Annotated in this window: 20 protein-coding genes and 1 riboswitch; all 20 genes read left to right on the top strand. The window is 37.9% G+C overall.

What is annotated here, in order from left to right; all coding sequences use genetic code 11:
* Nucleotides 1–148: 148 nt before the first annotated feature.
* Nucleotides 149–928, top strand: a complete 780-nt coding sequence (locus U9M49_RS17870; RefSeq protein WP_322910311.1) for a hypothetical protein — start codon at nt 149–151, stop codon at nt 926–928.
* Nucleotides 929–981: 53 nt separating this feature from the next.
* Nucleotides 982–1,162, top strand: a riboswitch (cobalamin riboswitch).
* Nucleotides 1,163–1,268: 106 nt separating this feature from the next.
* Nucleotides 1,269–2,231: an ABC transporter substrate-binding protein gene (locus U9M49_RS17875; RefSeq protein ID WP_307315465.1), complete on the top strand. Its 963-nt coding sequence runs from the start codon at nt 1,269–1,271 to the stop codon at nt 2,229–2,231.
* On the top strand, nt 2,197–3,255 hold the full coding sequence (locus tag U9M49_RS17880) for a FecCD family ABC transporter permease (RefSeq protein WP_095370847.1): 1,059 nt from the start codon (nt 2,197–2,199) through the stop codon (nt 3,253–3,255). The genes U9M49_RS17875 and U9M49_RS17880 overlap by 35 nt, the downstream gene beginning before the upstream one ends.
* Before the next feature lie 7 nt (nt 3,256–3,262).
* On the top strand, nt 3,263–4,738 hold the full coding sequence (locus U9M49_RS17885) for a heme ABC transporter ATP-binding protein (RefSeq protein ID WP_322910312.1): 1,476 nt from the start codon (nt 3,263–3,265) through the stop codon (nt 4,736–4,738).
* The gene (gene cbiB, locus U9M49_RS17890; RefSeq protein ID WP_322910313.1) at nt 4,728–5,681 is read left to right on the top strand and encodes an adenosylcobinamide-phosphate synthase CbiB; all 954 of its coding nucleotides are present in this window, start codon (nt 4,728–4,730) and stop codon (nt 5,679–5,681) included. Before U9M49_RS17885 ends, cbiB begins: the two co-directional genes overlap by 11 nt.
* The gene (gene cobD, locus U9M49_RS17895; RefSeq protein ID WP_322910314.1) at nt 5,668–6,744 is read left to right on the top strand and encodes a threonine-phosphate decarboxylase CobD; all 1,077 of its coding nucleotides are present in this window, start codon (nt 5,668–5,670) and stop codon (nt 6,742–6,744) included. Before cbiB ends, cobD begins: the two co-directional genes overlap by 14 nt.
* The gene (locus U9M49_RS17900; RefSeq protein ID WP_322910315.1) at nt 6,723–7,322 is read left to right on the top strand and encodes a bifunctional adenosylcobinamide kinase/adenosylcobinamide-phosphate guanylyltransferase; all 600 of its coding nucleotides are present in this window, start codon (nt 6,723–6,725) and stop codon (nt 7,320–7,322) included. Before cobD ends, U9M49_RS17900 begins: the two co-directional genes overlap by 22 nt.
* Entirely contained in the window at nt 7,288–8,790 is a 1,503-nt protein-coding gene (locus U9M49_RS17905) for a cobyric acid synthase (RefSeq protein WP_095370842.1), read from the top strand. The genes U9M49_RS17900 and U9M49_RS17905 overlap by 35 nt, the downstream gene beginning before the upstream one ends.
* A complete protein-coding gene (cobS, locus tag U9M49_RS17910) occupies nt 8,787–9,584 on the top strand; it encodes an adenosylcobinamide-GDP ribazoletransferase (RefSeq protein WP_095370841.1) in 798 nt (265 codons plus the stop codon). The genes U9M49_RS17905 and cobS overlap by 4 nt, the downstream gene beginning before the upstream one ends.
* Nucleotides 9,542–10,147, top strand: a complete 606-nt coding sequence (locus U9M49_RS17915) for a histidine phosphatase family protein (RefSeq protein WP_322910316.1) — start codon at nt 9,542–9,544, stop codon at nt 10,145–10,147. The genes cobS and U9M49_RS17915 overlap by 43 nt, the downstream gene beginning before the upstream one ends.
* Nucleotides 10,099–10,539, top strand: coding sequence for a bifunctional adenosylcobinamide kinase/adenosylcobinamide-phosphate guanylyltransferase (locus U9M49_RS17920; RefSeq protein WP_095370839.1), 441 nt, complete (start codon nt 10,099–10,101; stop codon nt 10,537–10,539). Before U9M49_RS17915 ends, U9M49_RS17920 begins: the two co-directional genes overlap by 49 nt.
* Nucleotides 10,540–10,555: 16 nt before the next feature.
* Complete coding sequence (locus U9M49_RS17925) at nt 10,556–11,137, top strand: cob(I)yrinic acid a,c-diamide adenosyltransferase (protein ID WP_095370838.1); 582 nt, start codon at nt 10,556–10,558, stop codon at nt 11,135–11,137.
* 3 nt (nt 11,138–11,140) lie between these two features.
* On the top strand, nt 11,141–11,647 hold the full coding sequence (locus U9M49_RS17930) for an ECF transporter S component (protein WP_322910317.1): 507 nt from the start codon (nt 11,141–11,143) through the stop codon (nt 11,645–11,647).
* A complete protein-coding gene (locus U9M49_RS17935) occupies nt 11,644–12,363 on the top strand; it encodes an ATP-binding protein (RefSeq protein ID WP_095370837.1) in 720 nt (239 codons plus the stop codon). Before U9M49_RS17930 ends, U9M49_RS17935 begins: the two co-directional genes overlap by 4 nt.
* Nucleotides 12,360–12,965: a histidine phosphatase family protein gene (locus tag U9M49_RS17940; RefSeq protein ID WP_322910318.1), complete on the top strand. Its 606-nt coding sequence runs from the start codon at nt 12,360–12,362 to the stop codon at nt 12,963–12,965. Before U9M49_RS17935 ends, U9M49_RS17940 begins: the two co-directional genes overlap by 4 nt.
* A gap of 734 nt (nt 12,966–13,699) precedes the next feature.
* The gene (locus U9M49_RS17945; RefSeq protein ID WP_322910319.1) at nt 13,700–14,776 is read left to right on the top strand and encodes a D-alanine--D-alanine ligase; all 1,077 of its coding nucleotides are present in this window, start codon (nt 13,700–13,702) and stop codon (nt 14,774–14,776) included.
* 96 nt (nt 14,777–14,872) lie between these two features.
* The gene (locus U9M49_RS17950) at nt 14,873–16,246 is read left to right on the top strand and encodes a UDP-N-acetylmuramoyl-tripeptide--D-alanyl-D-alanine ligase (RefSeq protein ID WP_307315433.1); all 1,374 of its coding nucleotides are present in this window, start codon (nt 14,873–14,875) and stop codon (nt 16,244–16,246) included.
* Between the two features lie 206 nt (nt 16,247–16,452).
* Entirely contained in the window at nt 16,453–17,139 is a 687-nt protein-coding gene (locus U9M49_RS17955; protein ID WP_095370833.1) for an alpha/beta hydrolase, read from the top strand.
* 439 nt (nt 17,140–17,578) lie between these two features.
* Nucleotides 17,579–19,060: a DEAD/DEAH box helicase gene (locus U9M49_RS17960; protein ID WP_322910320.1), complete on the top strand. Its 1,482-nt coding sequence runs from the start codon at nt 17,579–17,581 to the stop codon at nt 19,058–19,060.
* A 212-nt stretch (nt 19,061–19,272) separates the two neighbouring features.
* Nucleotides 19,273–19,692, top strand: coding sequence for a metallothiol transferase FosB (gene fosB / locus U9M49_RS17965; protein WP_322910321.1), 420 nt, complete (start codon nt 19,273–19,275; stop codon nt 19,690–19,692).
* Nucleotides 19,693–19,855 lie beyond the last annotated feature (163 nt).

Consider the following 19,855-nt stretch of genomic DNA (forward strand, 5'->3'; position numbering starts at 1 on the left):
CGCATTGTATCGGTTGTTTATGATTTACATGTAGTTAGTATAAATTATTGCAGTAAAACGAAATTGTGTGTGGTATGAGGGTAATAACTAAGGTGGTACTATTGAATTTGCTCTTCGTCTTTCTATTTTCAGTTCGGAGGTTTCTAAATTGCGAAAGAAAAATCATAGTGTTCGAGATCTCATCTATATCTTATTAAACGAAAAGGACCAGTCCGTTATTTCTTATGGAATTGAATTTTCTGAGTTTATGCAATCATTACAGAACAGGACAGGGCATCTTCTATTAGTGAAGCATCAGTATGATAATGGGGAACTGAATGTACATACCATGTTTGATTGGGTGGCTCATGAAGACCTGCCAGCACTAATAAACGAAGATGTTTATAGTTATGGTGATTTTTGCTGGATAGATTTCGAGGAGGAAGAATCGTTAAATGAATTGCCTGCTCAAGCAATTGCTGAGCTCCTATATCTTAGTCATGTAAAGGAGCATTTAAAGAAACCTTTCTATAACCATTTAAGCAATCGTTATTGTTATTTAGCGCATGATGACGGTTGGTTAAATAAGGTCTATTACCGAGACTGGCAGGACTTTTACAAAATGCTTGGCGACGTTGCTGCTATGAAGATGGAGCATTTAAAAGTAGAAAAATCTTTATTAGGCCTAAAAAAGAAAAAAACATATCCGCAAGTTCCAGAAGGCGCGTTAATGGCATTAAGAAATTTAATGAAGGAAGGCCTGGTAATTTCTTTTGAACAGAGTGAGCAGACACGTACAAAAATTAATATACCGCTCTGGACAGTTGGAGATTTCGCTAATATGGATGATATGTATGATGAGTTCGAAGCAATGAGGAAGGAAGCCACTCCAGACGCGAGATTGGTTTTTGATAAAAAACTGAAAGAATGGCAAGTAACTGATTCATAAAAATAATAATGCACCACAAAATATGATAAGGTATAATAAAATCGACAGAAAATTGTAGATTTAAGGAAATAGGTGTCAATTTTTGACTTAATAGGGGAAATTGGTGTAAAACCAATGCGGTCCCGCCACTGTAACTGGTTAATAAACAAAGAAAACTCCTATATATGTTGTATAGGAGGAGCCTTTGATTATAAACCATAAGCCAGGAAACCTGCCTATCTTCCATAAACACTGTAACCTACGAGGATAGGGGGTGTTTGGTAAGGCTTCTTTGTCGTGATTATTCCTTCCAAACATCTCCTACTAATGGGGATGTTTTATATTTTAAGGAGGGTCAATCATGAAGAAATGGTATTTATTTTTAGTCTCGATTCTACTATCAGCAGGTATTCTTGCTGGATGTGGGAATGACACAGCTGAACCGAAAAAAGATGGAGAAGAGAAGGTTGAAGAGAGTACTGAAACTAGCGCTTTTCCTGTAACATTAACGGATGCTGCGGATCAAGAAGTGGTGATTGAAGAGGAACCAGAAGCGATTGTTTCATTAATCCCGAGTAATACTGAAATCGCTTTCGAATTAGGGTTAGGTGAGAAGGTAGTCGGTGTATCTGATTTTGATAATTATCCAGAAGAAGTAGCTGATATTGAAAAAATCGGTGGACAAGAATTTAATGTAGAAGCAATTATTGCTTTAAATCCAGATGTTGTATTAGCACATAATTCAGGAGCGCATAATAGTACTGAAGGCTTAGATCAATTAAGAGATGCTGGTATTCCTGTTCTTATTGTCAATGATGCACAGAATTTTGAAGAAGTATATGATTCCATAGAAATGATTGGTAAAGCAACAGGAGCAACAGAAGAAGCAAATCAAACAGTTGAGGAAATGAAAACCCGTTTGGCAGAAATTGAAGAAAAAGCAAAGTCTGTTGAAGAGAAAAAATCTGTCTTTGTAGAAATCTCTGCAGCTCCTTCTTTATATACTGCCGGTCAAAAAACATTTATTGATGATATGCTCAATTTAATCCAAGCGGAAAATGTAATTGAAGAAGAAGGGTGGCCACAAATTGACGAGGAAGCTGTCATCGAAAAAAATCCTGATGTGATTATCACTACATACGGGTATTATACGGAAAATGCGGTAGAAACCCTTTTAAGTCGAGAAGGTTGGCAAGATGTAACAGCCGTTAAAGAGAAGCAAGTCTATGATGTGCACTCTGATAAGGTAACTCGTACAGGTCCTAGACTTGTAGAAGGAGTAGAGGAGCTTGCAAAAGCGATTTACCCAGAAGTATTTAAATAATAGAGGTGTTGCTTATCTCTGTGCGTTCGTTTTCTTATGTGTAGCAATGATGATGGGGATTTCTATAGGGACTGTTTCAGTGCTACCGTTAGATATATTCAATATCATTGGAGCGGAAATCTTACGTTTACCGATAAGTAATGATGTTAATCCAATGCATAGTAATATTGTTATGAATATTCGCTTGCCTAGAGTAGTATTGGCGGGCTTCGTCGGGGCATCACTTGCAATAGCAGGTGCTGCCTTTCAAGGTTTATTAAGGAACCCTTTAGCAGACCCTTATACATTGGGGGTGTCTTCAGGAGCTTCTGTTGGTGCTGTATTAACGATCTTTCTCGGTTTATCCATTCCGTTTGTTGGCACCTTTACTTTACCGTTATTTAGTATTACAACAGCTTTTCTAACGATAATTGTTGTCCTTTTCTTTGCGCGACAAATTGATCGTGGCATGAGAGTAGAGACAATCATTTTAACCGGTATTATCTTCAGTTCTTTTCTAGGTGCATTTATTTCCTTAATGATTGCTTTAACCGGGGATGAACTGAGACAGATTATTGGGTGGTTGTTAGGAAGCGTATCGATGAGAGGTTGGGACTATGTTCAAATCATCCTTCCTTTCTTTATCATTGGTTCTGCGATGCTCATTGCCAATAGCAAGGAATTAAATGCGATGTCATTCGGCGAAGAAAGAGCTCGTCATATCGGGGTGAATGTACAGAAACGTAAGATGATGGTCTTAATTGCCGGATCGATTTTAACTGGTGCCGCTGTAGCAGTGTCAGGTACAATCGGATTTGTCGGCTTAGTCATTCCGCATCTGACCAGATTGCTATGGGGACCAGACCATAGACACTTGCTTCCTTTATCGATGATGACAGGTGCGGGGTTTTTAATACTTGCTGATTTATTTGCAAGAACAGTCATTTCACCTACTGAGTTACCTATTGGTGTCATTACTGCGTTAATTGGTGCACCAGTTTTTGCTATCATTCTAATTAAAAGAAGAGCGGAAGGCAGAGGATAATGTGATGATGTATAGCTTACGAAAAATTAACGGTGGTTATGGAGGCAAGCAGGTCATTCATGATGTTTCCTTTGAAGTAGAGAAAGGACAGTTATTCGGCATACTTGGACCGAATGGGAGCGGCAAGTCGACAGTTTTAAAGATGCTAAGTGGTCTTATACCGGTCACATCTGGTGAAGTTTATTTAAAAGATCAACCAGTACAAAATTATAACACGAAGGAAATAGCGAAAATCGTTGCTGTCCTACCTCAACATGCCGAACATAGTTTTTCTTATACAGTAAAGGAAATTGTATCACTTGGCCGCTATGCTCATCAAAGTGGCTGGTTCCAAACATGGTCTGAAGATGATGAAGAAGTGGTTCAACGATCGATGAAACAAACAGGCGTACAGCATTTTGCACATAAAAATATTACTGAGCTATCAGGTGGAGAGAGACAACGTGTGTTTTTGGCACAAAGTCTCGCACAAGAACCAGAAATATTATTACTTGATGAGCCAACCAATCATTTAGACTTATCCTATCAAAAAGAATTGCTAGATATGTTAAAAGAATGGACTGAGAAAAAGGGTTTAACGGTCATATCCATTTTTCATGATTTAAATTTAGCCGGTTTATATTGTGATCAAATCGTTTTATTAAATGATGGAAAAATAGTCTGCAATGATAAACCTAATGAAGTATTGCAAGAAGCACGTATTATAGAAGTTTATGAGACTGAAGTGAAGAAGCACGGCCACCCGAAAGTACCAGCACCTCAAGTAGTCCTAATACCTGAGGAGAAATGGCATAATGAAGAGATTATTACACCTGCTATATTAATGGTGAATGAAGAATATATTACACTTCAGTCTGCCCAACCTCTAAGGGTAATGTCATCAGGTGTTGTTGGTTCTGGTATTGGCTGGTATCAAACATTTGTTAATCGCCATGTTGATAAAAGTTATAACTGTGATGATTTTTATGAGGAGATGGTAGATTTTCTTATAGAAAAAGGGTTTGAGCCTTCGGAAACGGTTGGTATGATGACAGCGGTATATACGTATGATGTGATCTACGAATTTTACGAAATGGATCTGTTCTCTGTGTTGATCGTGGTCACAGCAGGTGTAGGAAACGCTGTCGATGCTTCGATGGCGAGCAAACATAAAGAGGTAGTAACCCCAGGCACTATAAATAGTTGGATATTTGTCAATGGTCATCTTTCTGAAGAGGCATTTATTCAAGCAATGATGACGGCAACTGAAGCGAAAGCAAAAGTATTAATGGATTTAGAAGTAAGAGACAAAGAAACGGGGACAGTTGCCACGGGCACATCTACGGATAGTATATTAGTTGCTGCAACACAAAGTGGAGAGAAAATAGATTTCGCTGGAACAGTTACACCCCTAGGAAAAATAATTGGAAAAGGTATTTACGAATGTACACAAAAAGCGATTCACAAGAGTCGTAAAAGAAAAAAGGAAACAGATGATGATTGAACATTTAATCGCATTAACAATAGCAGTGGTCATTGACCGATTCATAGGTGACCCACCGCAATGGCCGCATCCTGTAAAGTGGATGGGTTCTTTAATAGGATTTTTAAGGAATAAATGGAATATAGGGGCGCATAGAAAATGGAAAGGTGTAGCTATGATAACAACAGTCTTATTGATTGTATTAGTTATATCGATAAGTATTGTGGTGATTGCTTATGCTGTCCACCCTATCGTTGGAATATTATTTGAGGCGGTGTTAATCGCAACTACCATCGCCCAAAAGAGTTTAAAGGAAGCGGCAATAGAAGTGTACGAGCCTTTAAAGAAGGAACAAATAAGTGAAGCAAGGCAAAAGCTTTCATATATTGTTGGTAGGGATACAGAAGAGCTAGATGAAGCGGAGATTGTTAGGGGAACAGTTGAAACAGTAGCAGAAAATACAAGTGATGGGATTACTGCCCCGTTGTTCTTTGCATTAATTGGTGGTGCACCATTTGCATTAGTTTATCGCGCTATTAACACTTGTGACTCAATGGTCGGTTATCAAAATGAGAAATACATTGATTTTGGCTGGGCGTCTGCAAAGCTTGATGATGTGGTGAACTGGGTACCGAGTAGACTGACAGCATTTTGTATGCTTCTCGTGAATAAGCCGAGATTTATTCGAAAGAAAGAGAGCTTCCGATTAGTGATGAGCGATGCGAAAAAACATCCAAGCCCCAATAGTGGCTGGGGAGAAGCAGCTGTGGCTTATTTATTAGGAGTTCAATTAGGTGGTAAAAATACATATGAAGGGCATGTTTCTTATCGTGCCACGATGGGGGAAGCTAATATGCCATTATCAAGGAATCATATTGTAGAGGCGAATACTATTATTACTAAGACCATTCCACTGTATCTCTTTATCTTATGGCTAGGGGGTGTTTTGATTGCAATGGCCTAAGCATGGTGCGAATCCACAATATTTATACGAAGTATTAAAGTTAGATATGCCCGCAAAGACAATTGACTTTAGCGCGAATATTAACCCATTAGGGCCTCCACAAGCTGTAAAAAGGCAATGGTCAAGCTTACTTTCATCATTATACGAATACCCCGATCCGTTTGCCACACGATTAACAGAGCGTATCAGTAAAACCACATTACTTCCAAAAGAAAATGTTCTCATTGCCAACGGTGGAGCCGAAATCATCTCAATGATTGGGCAGTTATTTGCAAGAAAGCGTGTAATGATTGTCCAACCTGCTTTTTCCGAATATGAGACAGCTTGCCGAGCGAATGTGTGTGAAATTGACTATTTTTTCTTAAATAAGAACTGGCATTTAGATATTGAAGGTTTGATAGCTACTTTTAAGGAGATTGATGTAGTTTTTTTGACGAACCCGAATAATCCGACTGGTAAATACTTCTCGAAAGATTCAATCAAACGTTTGATTGAAGCTGCAGAATGTCTAGGTGTTTACCTCATTGTCGATGAAGCTTTTTATGATTTTGTGGATGAATATGAACCGATCTCACCGTTATTACTGCAGTACGATCAGTTAGTTATTATTCGCTCTATGACTAAAATGTTTGCCATTCCTGGGATTCGCTTAGGATATGTGCTCGCGAATGAACAATTTATAACTGACTTAAGGGCAATACAACCGCATTGGAGTGTCAATAGTGTAGCGCAGGAAATAGGGTTACTGTGTATAGAGGATAATAACTTTCAGAAGGAAACACGTGAGTTGATGAAGGTAGAACGGAAGAGAATCTTTTCTTTTTTAACACATAATGATTACCTACATTCAGATTCATCTACCAATTTTTACTTATTAAAAGATCCATTTTCCAAAGAAAGCGAGAGACTTTTTCTTTTTTTATTAGAAAAGGGACTGATTCCAAGGCATACATACAACTTCCCCGGATTGGAAGGAAATTGGCTTAGACTAGCAATGAAATCACCGGATGAAAACAGTCGATTGATGGAGGCATTAAAGCGATGGCGCGAATCATCTTTATAAGCGGTGGAGTGAGAAGTGGTAAGAGTCGGCTTGCTGAGAAATTGGCCATTGATAGGGTTTACTACCATGGGAAGCAATTACATTACATCGCGACAGCTCAACCAAGCGATAAGGAAATGATGTTGCGCATTCAGCATCATCAAAAGCAGAGGCAAGAGAGTGGTAAGAAGTGGATGACATGGGAACAACCAAGAAAGGTTCACCAACTAGCTACCCACTTCTCTTCAAACGATATTATTCTTCTAGATTGCCTAACAACTCTGCTTAATAATGAGTTTTTTTATGAGAATCGCTGGTCTGATTACGAATTTCAACAACAAATTTATGCAAATCTTGTCCAAGGAATAAAAGAGCTTGCGAGTAAGGTCGATACGTTAATTCTCGTAAGTAACGAAATATTCCATGATGTGATAAGTGATGAACCACTTGTACTTGTGTATGGAAAGATGTTAGGACGACTCCATCAAAAAATCGTGACACTTGCAGATGAAGCTTATCTAGTAGATGCTGGCTGTCTCATTCAGATGAAAGGAGGAGAAGAATATGAAAGGCTTAATGGTCGTTGGAACCGCCTCTGATGTGGGGAAAAGTATGATTGCCACAGCTATATGCCGAGCCTTAGTAGAAGAGGGTGTGCGTGTTGCTCCGTTTAAATCACAAAATATGTCTAATAATTCTTATGTAACGAAAGATGGCAAAGAAATTGGACGGGCACAAGGTGTACAGGCAGAAGCTGCGAAAATAGAGGCAACCGTCTATATGAATCCAATTCTCTTAAAACCAACATCAGACTCGACTTCTGAAGTCGTTTTGTTTGGGAAAGCTGAGACGATTCAGTCTGGTCGTGACTATAGAGCCTCTTTCTATGAAAAGGGACTAGAGGCGATTAAGATAGCACTTAATAAACTAGAAAACACTTATGATGCGATCGTGATGGAAGGTGCCGGGTCTCCTGTAGAAATTAATTTAAAAGATCGTGAGCTAGTCAATATGAAAGTGGCTGAAATGGCAGATGTGCCTGTGTTGTTAGTAGCTGATATCGATCGAGGAGGCGTGTTTGCAAGTATCGTTGGGACGTTATCATTACTAGAAGAAAGCGAAAGAAGTCGAGTGAAAGCCATTATTATTAATAAATTTAGAGGAGATCTGTCTCTATTTGCGGACGGTAAGAAGTGGATAGAAGATCACTGTGGTATTCCAGTTATCGGTGTGATGCCATATTTACATCATCATATGATCGATGCAGAGGATTCCTTATCTATACAAGTTTCTAAAAAGGATAACCCAATAGATATTGCTATATTTAAACCACCGTATCTTTCCAATTTTACCGATATGGATCCGTTTTTATATGAAGATGATGTATCTTTCCGCTGGGTTAATCATAGTGATGAAATGGGCATGCCTGATGCTGTCATTTTACCAGGAACGAAAAGCACGATCCATGATTGGCAATATTTCTGTGATAGAAAGCTCGATAAATGGTTAAAGCATTATATAGAAAATGGCGGCAGAGTCATCGGAATTTGCGGTGGTTTTCAAATGTTAGGTAGGCGATTAGCCGACCCTTATGGTGCGGATACGGGAATTAAAGGGAAGGAGATAAATGGTCTCGGGGTAATTCCAGCTGACACCACTTTTATCACTGAAAAAACAACCATTCAAGTGGAAGGAACGCTTCACCCCAAGTTAAAAGGCTCATTTGTACAATCATTAAAAGGATATGAAATCCATTTAGGCGAAACAGTAGTAGAGAATCATGATAGGCATTATTTTCTGAAAAAAGCGGATGGCCATTATGATGGATATACAAGTAAAGGTGGCAAGGTTATTGGTACATATATGCATCATGTTTTTCATCACGATGAATGGCGTGCACATTGGTTAAATCAGATTCGCGTAGATAAAGGTTTGCCTTTAAAAGACCCGGTTTATATCAGTACCAAGAAGGACAAAAAGTATGCAGAACTAGCAGCACACTTTAAATCAAATGTTGACTTTAATCTTCTTAAAGAAATCATCGGTATAGAGGATCACACCTTATGAAATTATGGCTAAAAGGATTATTAATTAATTTACAATTTTTCACTGCTATTCCGATTCCTCTCCAATTACCGATGGATAATAAGCATTTAAATGGCGCGATTAAAACGTTTCCATTGTTAGGTATCATACAAGGTGTCATCTATGCGCTTATATTTTATTTGTTATTAATGATTTCTCCTTTTTCGCCATTAGCATCTGCCATTTTTCTTTGGGTGACATTAATCGTTGTCACAGGAGGGATTCATTTAGACGGTTGGATGGATGCAAGTGATGCATACTTTTCCTATGGTGATCGACAAAAGCGACTAGAAGTGATGAAGGATCCAAGAGTGGGTGCTTTTGGTGTGCTATCGGTCATTCTCTTATTAGGTACAAAACTATTTTTTATTTATGAAATTGCTATTAAGTTAGAAAGCACATCTGTTTTCTTTTTTATTGCTTGTATTCCTTTTTTTAGTCGTATGGTCATGGGCATGATGCTAGTGAAGGTGAAGACAGCAAAAAATAGTGGGTTAGGTAAAATGTTTCAGGATGCAGCTACTTCGAGAAGTGTTGTGATATATGGTGTATATATTTTACTAGTTGCTATAGGGCTGTTCTTCTTTTTTCCTTCCCTTTTATTCGGATTTACTTGCATGTTAATCATTTCATTATGCTTATTTATGATCATGAAACAAAAAAGCGTAGGTTGGTTTGGGGGCACAACAGGTGATGTCATTGGTGCATGTGTGGAAGGAGTGGAATGGAGTTTATGGATGGTTCTTTGGTTATCACATTATTTCGTCATGGGATGACAGAGGCCAATAGGAGGAAAGCCTATCTAGGTTGGAGTGATTCTCCGCTTGTTTCGGCGAAAGCTATCGTCCCAATCGTCCCACCTTGCGATATCATTGTAACAAGTGATTTAGGTAGATGTATTGAAACGAGTAAGCAATTATTTCCTGATGAACCACTTGTCTTGATGAGTGATTTGAGAGAACTTAACTTCGGTGAATGGGAAGGCTGTACGTATGAGCAATTAAAGAATCATCAACCATATCGAAAGTGGTTAAATCATTGGCAAACATTATCACCCCCTAATGGTGAAAGTTATAGTGAATTTAGTCAACGACTTGATCACGCGTGGGACTCGTTAGTAGCAGAAGCGCTGAGGAAAGCAATTTCAACAATGGCGATTGTCACGCACGGTGGAGTGATCCGCCATATATTACATACGAAAGTGAAAAATAAAAAAGCTTTTTGGGACTGGAAGATTCCTTATAGTGGAGGCTATCAAATCGATGTTAAATTGAAAGGGGGAGAGGTTATATGCACTTTGTTACAGGAGGAGCCTATAACGGAAAGGGAGAATGGGTAGAAAAACAATATGGTATTCACCGAGCAAGCCATTTCTGGTATTCCGCCTACCGTAGTTCATCACCACCTGAAGTAGAAAAATTTACAGATATTGATGGTGTAATTGTATGGGAAGGAATAGAATATTGGGTAAAGGATGTATTAACTTACAGTGGTGAAGAGGAGATACAACAAAGAGTACAGCAACTCCTCGTTGATTTTGCAGCATGGGAAAACAGCAGACGTACACGCAAGGTCATCTTAATTGGTACGGATATAACAAAGGGCATTGTACCAGTAGAAGAAAAAGATCGACTTTTACGCGATGTTTGCGGACGAGTGTATCAAAAAATGGCAAAACAGGCAACGCAAATGGATATTATTTGGTATGGTATAGCACAGAAAATTAAATAAGGGAGTGGGCGATTAGATGAGAATTTATACGAGAACAGGAGATAAAGGAAAAACGAGCATTATTGGCGGCAGAGTAGAAAAGGACGATATACGTGTTGAAGCCTATGGTACAGTTGATGAAGTCAATTGTTTTGTCGGTCAGGCTGTAACTGAGTTGGATCAAGCAAAATTCGCAGACGTCTTGGATGATTTAGAGAAGATACAACATGAACTTTTTGACTGTGGTGGAGACTTAGCAAACGTAACAAAGACACGTGAACTGAAGCTAAAACAAGAGTCCATTGATTATTTAGAAGAGAGAATTGATGTGTTTATTGCAGAAGCACCGGAATTAGAACGTTTCATCTTACCAGGAGGTGCCAAGGCATCTGCTTCTATCCACATAGCAAGAACCGTCACAAGAAGAGCAGAAAGATTAGTCGTATCACTTAAGAAAACAGATGATACTGTTCCAGATGTAGCTGTTATGTTTTTAAATCGCTTATCTGATTACTTTTTTGCATTAGCCCGCGTCATCAACTTTCGCTTAGGGAATCCGGATGTAGAATATGTACGTAGTGCGAAAGTGTTCCGTGGGGGTAAAAGAAAAGGGGAATAAGTGATGGGTCTTTTGAAAGGAATTAAAATAACATGGCTAAGTGTTTTTGTTGCCCTATCGGTGATTGGTGCAGCAATTAAGATTCCAGCTGGGATTGTCACTAGTGTGGCACTAGATTCATTTCCTGCGCTACTTGCTAGTGCCTTATTAGGAGGTCCGGCTGGTGCAATCGTTGGAGGGACGGGTCATTTATTGTCAGCACTATTAGGTGGGTTGCCAATGGGGCCCTTTCATTTGGTAGTAGCGATTGAAATGGCCATTCTAAGTTATATATTTGCATTATTTTACCGCAATGGACATAGATGGATTGCTTCTATTCTCTTTGTACTTGGAAACTCGTTTGCTGCCCCACTTCCATTTCTTTTTATTATGGGGGAAGCGTTTTATTTGGCACTCGTACCTTCGCTTTTAGTTGGTTCTATTTTTAACGTAGCTATAGCGCTTATCCTCATTCCAAGATTGGCAAAAATCATACAACCTGTAAAAACATCCATGGAAAATACCAAATGAGAGATGTGCTAGTGATTCCATATAACAAGGAAGAATCACTTGTCATAGCAAGTGATAATAGCGGTGGTATTGGATTAAAGCATGAGGATTTAATTAAAGTTTCTTATGAGGATGTCGCTTATTATGCTTTAAGGGTATCGATGATGGAATGTATAGCTATAGGTGCAACGCCCTTAGCGATAATTTTACAGAATTTTTCTGGAGATCAAGTGTGGCAATCATTAGTAACAGGAATTGAAAAGGGCTTGCTGGAACTAGGCCTAACCGATTTATCTATAACAGGAAGTACAGAAAGTAACTTTGAGTTGAAGCAATCTGCAACAGCTGTATCTGTTATGGGAAAAATACATGCGAGTAAAGATATTCATACGATAGAGTTTACAGAAGAAAATCAGATAGCAGTTATCGGTAGACCGTTAGTAGGAGAAGCCGTCATTCATGATGCTCTACATATAGCTCCGCTAGCGCTATGTTCAAAACTCGCCAATATGGAAAAAGTGACAGTCATGCCTGTTGGCTCTAAAGGGATATTAGCTGAGTTAAATCAATTATTTGAGGATCGTGTCTTTGCCCTAACTGATATCACTTGCGAATTAGACTTACTCGCTTCTTCAGGTCCTGCAACCTGTTTCATTATTAGTTACACACTTGCGAATGAACAGAAAATAAAAGAAATGGCTACTGGTTATTTTTATCCTGTAAAGGTGAAGGAATGAGTTTAACTGTTTTTATAACAAGGCACGAGCAAACGGAATGGAATATAGAGAAGAGAATGCAAGGTCGATTAAACTCTCCTTTAACTGACAAAGGTAAGCAAGATGCTTTAAAACTTGGCCAGAGATTAGCGCAAACAAAATTTACAAAGGTTTTCTCCTCTCCAAGTGGTCGAGCATTAGAAACAGCACAAATCATTACAAATGGGGAAGCGATTGTTAAAGATGAGCGATTGATGGAGATTATGCTTGGGGAGTGGCAAGGGAAAACTGAAGAGGAAATTTGGGAGAATGATCCTTTATTATTTGCGCAATATTGGCAACACCCTAATGAATATGACAACCCATACGGTGAAAGCTTTCAAAATGTGATTGATCGCTTGCGTGCCTTTCTAGCAGAATTAACTTTAACCACAAGTGGGAACGTGTTAGTGGTCACTCATGGTGTCGCATTGAGAGCTATTTACTCTATTTGTCGCATCCTGCCAGTTCATCAATTTTGGAACGGCGCGCCAGATATTGAGGGAACAAGTTTAACAATCCTTACCTATGAATCGCAGCGTTTTCAAATTGTGAAAGAAGCATGTACGGCACATTGCCAATAACTGGCGTGCGGATGCTTCTTTTTACTTTGACAGTAGTCAATGTGGCATGGTTAGAAAGTGAATATACATAAAGGTGGTAGGTCTTTTGATTGATTTTATTTACCTAATGGCAAATCGTACGATTGTAATCGAAACGATGCGATGATTAATCTTGCCATTTATTTTAGCTAGTATAAAATATATAAATGAGGTAAAATGGGCTGGCAATCATTTGTCCTATTTAGTGAATGATACCTAATGTCAGTTCGTTAAAAAAGAAAATTTTTTATTATATATAGATAACGATTACAGATATTAATCTTTTTGTAATAGAAAACTAGAGCTTTTGTAACATAATGTTAACAGAGAAGTAAGTGAAAAAAAGTATAATAGTGGTATATCAGTAGGTAGAACAACTTCAAAGAACTTAGCATCTATATTGATGCTATCTATAGGTTGTAGCAGGAATGAAGGATATATTATTAAATATTTCAGGATAATGGGAATTAGGTCTTTATATCCTGACATGAGTTCATCTCATTGCCATTAATAGTCGATATGAGGACAATCTCCAATGACGATATCACTTTTTTTAAGAGAGAAATGGCTATTTTTTAATTGAAGTAAGCTCCTTTTCCCATGGTTATACATACATATACTTTTATAGGCATTTATCTTGTTGAAACATTTACTCTCTTATTTTATAAAGTGGTAAAATAAATATAAGTTACTTGTTAAAATTGGAGGTTTTATTGATGACAATTAAGATCGGACTTTTGTACGGTGGGAAATCTGCTGAACATCATGTTTCTATGCAGACAGCGCTTGCCGTGATTAAAGCATTAAACACAAATAAATTTGATATTTATCCTATTTATATTTCGGAAGAAGGTCAATGGATCAAGGGGCAACAACTTACTGGGCCCGTGGAGACAGTGAAAGAATTATCTTTTTCAGAAGGCCAACAGCTATCACCTTTAGCGTTAGCACCAACCCTTTTTGAGTCACAAGAAAGTCGACCTTTTGATGTGATTTTTCCTTTATTGCATGGTCCAAATGGGGAAGATGGAACGGTTCAAGGAATGCTTGAGCTTTTGAATTTACCATATGTCGGAAATGGCGTCCTTTCTTCTTCAGCAGGAATGGATAAAGTGATCATGAAAAATATCTTTGCTCAAGCTGGATTAAACCAAGTTGATTATGTTTGGTACCTTCGAGGGGAATGGGAAACTGCGGAAGAGGATGCTTATCGCAAAGTAGAAGATACCATCGGATACCCGTGCTTTGTTAAGCCAGCAAATTTAGGCTCAAGTGTAGGGATTAGCAAATGTATGAATCGTAGTGAGCTCCATGAGGCATTCGTTGAAGCATTTAAATACGACCGTAAAATTATTATCGAACAAGGTGTAGATGCAAGAGAGATTGAACTAGGTGTAGTGGGAAATGATTATCCTGAGTGCTCTGTTGCCGGTGAAATTATTCCGAAAGATAAAAACTTCTACGATTATACGGCAAAATATGAAGATGGGAATACAATTTTAATGATTCCTGCTGATGTTACTGAAGCTGAATATAGCGAATTAGAAGCGATGGCAATTAAAGCCTTTAAAGCATTAGATTGTTCGGGACTTGTTAGAGCGGATTTCTTCTTAACAAAGGAAGGAAAAGTCTATATAAATGAAGTGAACACAATGCCAGGCTTTACACCATACAGTATGTTCCCATTACTTTGGAAGCATTCAGGTGTTGAATATCCAGCCCTTATTGAACGTCTTGTCAACTTAGCAATTGAAAGACATCAAGAAAAACAAAAAATTAAGCATACAAAGTAACTGTAAGCGGAACAGCTAAGCTGTAACGTATACAGTTACATAGAAAGATAGGCTTTGCACCCCGCAGTGCACCTGTCAAAAAGGAGGCAGGAAAAGTTGATTAAGAGAACCTTGAATGATATAGCAGAAATGATTCAAATAGAGAATGATCTTTCACCATACGGAAAAAAAGAAATTCAAGGTGTAAGTATAAATTCTCGTGAGATTACTCCAGGACAACTATTTATACCCTTTAAAGGAGAGCGAACAGATGGGCATCAGTATGTGTCGGATGCTATCGAAAAAGGAGCTGCGGCTGCTTTTTGGCAAGAGGATGTACCAAATCCACCGACTCACTTACCCATTATCATCGTTAAAGATACGTTAACTGCATTACAAGAGCTGGCAAGAGCCTATCGTAATCAGTTAAGTATAAAAGTGGTAGGGATTACTGGTAGCAATGGTAAAACGACGACAAAGGATATGATGGCGAATCTTTTAGCGTTGAAATATAAAGTCCAAAAAACCGAAGGCAATTATAATAATCATATCGGTCTTCCGCTTACCATCTTAGCGCTAGAAGAAACAACAGAGGTAGCTGTATTAGAGATGGGTATGAGTGGTAAAGGTGAAATTGACTTTCTAACTAAGCTAGCACGCCCTGATGCAACGATTATTACCAATATCGGTGAATCACATCTACAAGATTTAGGCTCAAGAGAAGGAATTGCTGAAGCAAAGCTTGAGATTATAAATGGCTTAAAGTCAGATGGATTGATGGTATACATGGGGGATGAACCCCTTTTAAGAAATTACTTTGATTCATATGAAGGGCAAGCTACGGTTAAAACCTTTGGAAGAACCGAACAAAATGACCTATATCCTGTGAATATCCAACAATTAGACAACGGTAGTAAGTTTCAGGTCAATGCGAGCGAAGTAGAATTCACTTTACCTATTTTAGGTATGCATAATGTCTTAAATGCTCTATCAGCTATGATTGTTGCACAACATTTTAATGTGTCATTTGCGGAAATGGAAGCAGGATTAGTGAAAGTGAGACTGACAAATATGAGGATGGAAATACTACAGGGTCAAAATGGCGAGAAAATAATTAACGATGCATACAATGCAAGCCCTACTTCAACGCAAGCTTCGATAGAATTATTAGCGAATTTACCAGGATATAAGAAGAAAATACTTGTTCTAGGTGATATGTTGGAATTAGGGGCAGATGAAGAGAGATTTCATGAAGAAATTGGGTTATCCATCTGTGCGGAAAACATCGATGCCGTATTTACCTATGGTCGATTAGGACACTTAATTGCAAAGGGAGCCAAGGAAGTATTGTCTGAAGACCGTGTATTTGCTTTTGATGAAAAGGCGCCATTAATTGAAGAACTAAAAAAACATGTCAATGATGAAACAATTGTACTCGTTAAGGCTTCTAGAGGAATGAAGTTAGAAGAAGTCGTTGAGGGATTGCAATAATACTATACTAAAATTCAAAAAACCTTATTGTTTCACATGGAACATAAGGTTTTTTCTATCTTTTGAATTATATTATAATAATTAACATTTTTTGCGTTGTGAGGATTTAATTTTCCGTATAGAGGGTAAAAAATAAACTAGATGTTTATGTTAAAGTTGATAAGCTGTTCAATAGCCTGATAAATTTACCATTGGCGGTGTAAAAGATGATTGGATGTTTATGCATACATGGATTTACAGGTGCACCTTATGAAGTCGCCCCATTGGCGAATTATATAAAGGAACATACGGATTGGGAAATAGCGGTTCCAACATTACCTGGCCATGGAGAAAAGCAGTCCTTAAAGGGGATTGTATTTCAAAAATGGATCAATCATGCAGAGGAAGAATTAAAAAACTTACTAGAAAAATGCGAAGTTGTTTATATAATTGGATTCTCCATGGGAGGCATGATTGCTAGTGAATTAGCGGTAAAATACCCGGTAGCGAAACTGGTTTTACTTAGTGCAGCTGCCTACTATTTAAATCCTAGACAAATTTTCCTTGATATTAAAGGGTTATTAAGAGAAGGACTTCAAGGCACAAGAATAACGCAAAATCCATTATTTATACATTACAAACAAAAGATCAGCTCCACGCCGTTTGCTGCAGCTAGGCAGTTCCAAAAGCTAGTAGCGACGGTTCGCCCACGATTAAAAGAAGTGAAGGTTCCAACTTTCATCGCTCAAGGAGAAGATGATGGCATCGTTCCTGTACGCAGTGCAGATTATCTTTATAAACACATCACCTCAGAACAGAAACACAAAATTATTATTAAACGGTCAAAACATTTAATTTGTCATTGTGATGAAAGTGAGCACCTGTTTAAAGAAGTACTTCAATTTCTTTCATAACCTTTTAGTTAAGGCGATTTTCTTCAAATGAACTCTCTTTTGTCAATTGTTTATTTTTATACTACTGTCATACTATGTCCTGCTAAAGCATTGCAAATCATGCGTTGAGATGGTAATATATACAACAAAGTGTCAACAGGAACTCCATTGAAACCCGGACATACTCCACTGGTAGGAGAATGTCTTTTTTCATTACATGTCTGAATAAAAATTTCTATTTGTAATTGTTCGTTAGATTTAGGATGCGGAAGTCATCATACATTTATTTTTTTATACAAATAAGCATAGCAATTCATGCATTGGTAATAAATTCTCCCTCATCCTCTCTATAGTGGGTTTCTCTTAAATCGTTGTAATTATAACAACTTTGATTGGGGAAATTTCCTGCCTACTTGATGAAATAAAATATTTTTCAAAGAACAGAAGGAGATTGGATACATTGACTAAGTTTCAAGATTTGGGTATAAGCCCTGAAACAATGAAGTCTCTTAAGAGAATGGGGTTTGAAGAGGCAACTCCGATTCAAGCAGAGACGATTCCTTTAAGCTTGCAGAATAAGGACTTAATTGGACAAGCACAAACAGGTACAGGTAAAACAGCTGCTTTTGGTATTCCTATGATTGACCATATTGACTATAATGATAGTTTTATTCAAGGTTTAGTCATCGCGCCGACAAGAGAATTAGCCATTCAAGTGTCAGAGGAATTATACAAACTCGGTTTTGGGAAAAGAACGAGAGTGTTATCGATTTATGGTGGCCAAGATATTAACCGTCAAATACGAGCGTTAAAAAATCGTCCTCATATTATTGTCGGTACACCTGGAAGAATTCTTGATCATATTAATCGAAAAACACTAAAATTAGATCATGTCAAAAAAGTGATTTTAGACGAAGCTGATGAAATGTTAAATATGGGCTTTATTGATGATATTGAAAAAATCTTATCAAGTGTCCCAGAAGAGAAGCATACTTTACTCTTCTCTGCGACGATGCCACCAGCCATTCAACGTATTGCTGAACGGTTTATGAAAGAGCCACAAATCGTTCGAGTAAAAGCGAAGGAAATGACTGTACCACTCATTGAGCAATATTATATTGAAGTACAAGAAAAAAATAAATTTGATGTGTTAACAAGACTGCTTGATATTCAATCACCAGAACTTGCGATTGTTTTCGGACGTACGAAAAGAAGGGTTGATGAACTTTCTGAAGCCTTAAGTTTAAGAGGTTACAATGCAGAAGGAATACATGGTGACTTGAGCCAGGCTAAACGTATGTCTGTCCTTCGTAAGTTTAAAGAAGGGTCCATTGATGTCCTTGTCGCAACAGATGTAGCAGCTCGTGGATTAGATATTTCTGGTGTTACACATGTGTATAACTTTGATATACCACAAGATCCGGAAAGTTATGTTCACCGTATTGGTCGAACAGGTCGTGCTGGTAAAGAAGGAATGGCCATGACATTTATTAACCCACGTGAGAAATCATACTTACGTATCGTTGAAAAAACAACGAAAAAGAAAATGGAAAGAATGGCTGCTCCGACGTTAGATCAAGCATTAGAGGGGCAACAAAAGGCTGTTGCAGAAAAAGTCGAGCAAATCATTGAGGATAATCATCTTCAATATTATCAACAATCTGCACAACAATTACTTGAACACCACGACGCAACAACGGTAGTTCAAGCATTGTTGAAGCTCATGATCAAAGAACCGGACACGACTCCGGTAACACTAACAGAAGAGAAACCTTTACCGGCTAAACGAGACAGAAGATCCACAGATAGAAGTAACCGTCCTAGAGGTGGGTATAGCCCGAAAGGAAGACAAAGTAACTCCTATCGCTCCCGTGATGGTAAACCTTCAGGTAAAAGGAATTATCAAGGAAATAAGAAAACAAATGCAAATAGCTATAGATAATATATTGGGAGAACCGAGCATTGAAATGAAGCTCGGTTCTTTTGTGTTATGTAGACATGTAGCAAAAGGGGTCTGTGGTGGAAGAAAATGAAAAGTCCATATAAAACTTATAGACGTTAAACTAGATGTGTTTTTATCTATAGTATTTGCTGCTGCTTCAGTATAATGGTTAATAGGATGCCAGATAAATTTAAGATGAGGTGAACGGCAGTATGATTAAAGGTTTGAACCATATGTTATTCTCTGTTTCTGATTTAGACCGTTCTATTGCTTTTTATGAGAAGGTTTTTGTAGCTAAGTTGCTTGTAAAAGGGAGAACGACAGCATATTTTGATTGTCAAGGCATGTGGATTGCCCTTAATGAAGAAAAAGACATACCTCGTCAGGAGATTGCCCAATCTTATACTCATATTGCGTTTTCTATTGATGAAGATGATTTTGAAAGTAGTTATCAACGCTTACAAGACTTAAAAGTGAATATTTTATCAGGCCGCATAAGGGACAAAAAAGATAAGCGCTCGATTTATTTTACTGACCCGGATGGTCATAAATTTGAGTTCCATACGGGTAACTTACAAGATCGATTAGCCTACTACCGACAAGATAAAGATCATATGACATTTTATAAGTAAATGAAGTAGATAGGTAAGGGATTAATCAACTTCACTCTAATTGAAACCTTTTCTTTAGATTATCGTATAGAAATAATAAATAAGAATGAAAAAATATCCAAGTTTTTACTGAGAAATAGTATGGCTTTCATGTATACTATAGTTGTTCAATAAGGAATTTTAG

Origin of the sequence: Cytobacillus sp. OWB-43 (assembly GCF_034651445.1) — a bacterium.
GTDB lineage: Bacteria > Bacillota > Bacilli > Bacillales > Cytobacillaceae > Cytobacillus > Cytobacillus kochii.